The following is a 2,222-nucleotide window of genomic DNA, read 5'->3' as shown; positions in this document are numbered from 1 at the left end:
CTAGAATATCAGCGTACACGTGTAAGTCAATATTGAAAGTGTAAACGTGTATTAGTATGTTTTACTTAAATATTGTATAAAGGTAGTGTGAAATGTAGTAGCAAGTCATAAATGGAAGTACTAAGGGCTAATAAATGGAAATTAAGGTAGCTGAATATAAAGATTATGAGCGGATTGCCCAATTACACGCGGATAGCTGGAAGCTATATTACCGTGGCATTCTTGCTGATGATTACCTAGAACATGAGGTTTTGGAGGACAGGTCTGTTATTTGGCAGACACGTTTGATTAATCCTCCTTTTAATCAACATGTTCTATTACTCGAGGAAGGCGGTTTACTGGTTGGTTTTGTCTGCGCATTTGGCAATCATAACTTTGAACGCGGGACGTTCATTGATGCATTGCATGTAGACAGTAACTACCGAGGTCGTGGCTTAGGCAAGCGTTTGTTGTCTGAACTGTCTCAACGATTACAACAATACTATTCTGATTCAGGGCTTTACCTAGAGGTGATGTCTGAAAATCATCAAGCTATTGCGTTTTATGAAGCGATTGGTGGAAAACAAGAATTGGAGCAGGTATGGAACGCGCCATGCGGAAGTCAAGTTAACGAGAAAGTGATCTCTTGGGCTTCTCCCTTTGACCTCGAGCAGAGAACCAAAAGCGCTGCGTTTTCGTAATTGTCACGCTCTGACGCTTTGTTCGTCATGATGCAATTTTGCGACTGAGAATACAATTAATGCCCCAAGCATGCAGATGTTTGGGGCTTTTTCGTTTCGCTTGCAATAGAAAAGGGCGTCGGTAAGAAGTTAATTAGACCAAGATGTACGGTTTCGGCCGTTTTTCTTTGAAATATAGAGTGCTTGATCGGCGTCATCGATGAGTTGCTCTACCGAGCCTAGTGCTTGAGGTGAATGTTTAACGCCAATTGAAATTGTGACTTCTAAACGCAGGCGAGAGGGACACTCTAGCAGCGAATCTACGAGTGATTGAATTGAATCTTCAGTCCCGTTTTGTACCAAAATCAGAAACTCTTCTCCTCCATATCGAAAACAGTTACTGCCCAGTGGTAGTTTTTTCTGAATTTCGATGGCCAACTCTTTAATGACCAGATCGCCCATCTGGTGCCCGTAGGTATCATTAATGGTTTTGAAATGGTCAATGTCGATCATAATCGATGTGATGGATAAGTCGCGATCAATGCTCGGTTCGATCACTTGGTGTAAGTAGAGTCGATTATAGCAGCCGGTGAGCGCGTCTTTATAGGAAAGCGCTTCGAACATATTTGATTGTTTACGCAATTGTATCGCTTGTTTTCGAAGTTGCTCCGATTGTGCGAAGCGTTTGTGAACTTCTAAGTCACGTCTAATACAGGCCGCTGAAATCAAAATATAAGCGGACACATAAATAGAAATGGTTTCGACTTCATGAGTAGGCTCTGCAGCATACAGCAAAGGAGATAATCCGATTAGGTAGGCGGCAAAAATAAATGAAAGTGTAGTGATGCTGTATTTGGCCGATAATCTAGAAAACGTACCTATGTAGATCATCACGAGGACGATACCACCTTGGTAATCGAAATTCCCTAGGTCAATCGCGAGCCGCCCAACGTAGACTAGAAACAGCGAGCTAATGACAAGAAAGGTGCTTTCAACGAACTCTAAAACGTTAGGCCTGTACTTGATGCAATACCGAGCAACAACCATCATCATCAAGAACAGTACGATGCGAAAGGCAATTGGTGTAATGCACTCTGTACCGAAGTGAACATAGTCCGAGACAATAAAAGCACAGAATATTGAGATCGGGATGTAGATGAAATTTATGTACGGCAGATAAATTTCATTGTCGAAATAGGTTTTAAATCGTTGATTTTTGAACCCGATGTAAGAGCGCATTGAGAAATTAGCCGAAATTGATACACAATAATTTGCGTAGTATGTCACAGTCTTGATGATTGTAAACGAGCATTTCTATAGATTTGTCAGTATGTTAGCTAGATCAACAAAGGAGGGGCACGATATTCACGTCCTACATGAAATAGAACGTGAATATGTTTAGAGGGATATATGAGAGTGATTAATCGCTATTAACGCTTGTTCTTCAAGTAACGCTTACGACGCTCTTCTTTTTTCTTAGCTTGTTGCTCGGCTTTTAGTGCTGCGGCTTCTTCAACTTCGATCAGCTCTTTTGTGATCATTTCTGGTAGTTCTAGAGTTACC

At 41.3% G+C, this 2,222-nt stretch carries 2 protein-coding genes; one reads left to right on the top strand and one right to left on the bottom strand.

Annotated elements, in window-relative coordinates; all coding sequences use genetic code 11:
- The first annotated feature begins 134 nt into the window (after window positions 1-134).
- Complete coding sequence (locus BCT81_RS20305; RefSeq protein WP_102425609.1) at window positions 135-680, top strand: N-acetyltransferase; 546 nt, start codon at window positions 135-137, stop codon at window positions 678-680.
- Between the two features lie 129 nt (window positions 681-809).
- On the opposite strand, the gene BCT81_RS20300 is transcribed toward BCT81_RS20305, so the two are convergent.
- Entirely contained in the window at window positions 810-1,835 is a 1,026-nt protein-coding gene (locus BCT81_RS20300) for a GGDEF domain-containing protein (RefSeq protein ID WP_102425610.1), read from the bottom strand.
- Window positions 1,836-2,222: the final 387 nt, after the last annotated feature.

This window comes from Vibrio sp. 10N.261.52.A1 (assembly GCF_002876325.1).
Taxonomy (GTDB): domain Bacteria; phylum Pseudomonadota; class Gammaproteobacteria; order Enterobacterales; family Vibrionaceae; genus Vibrio; species Vibrio chagasii.
The sequence above is the reverse complement of the archived record's forward strand: the minus strand, read 5'-3'. Positions and strand labels throughout refer to the sequence as shown.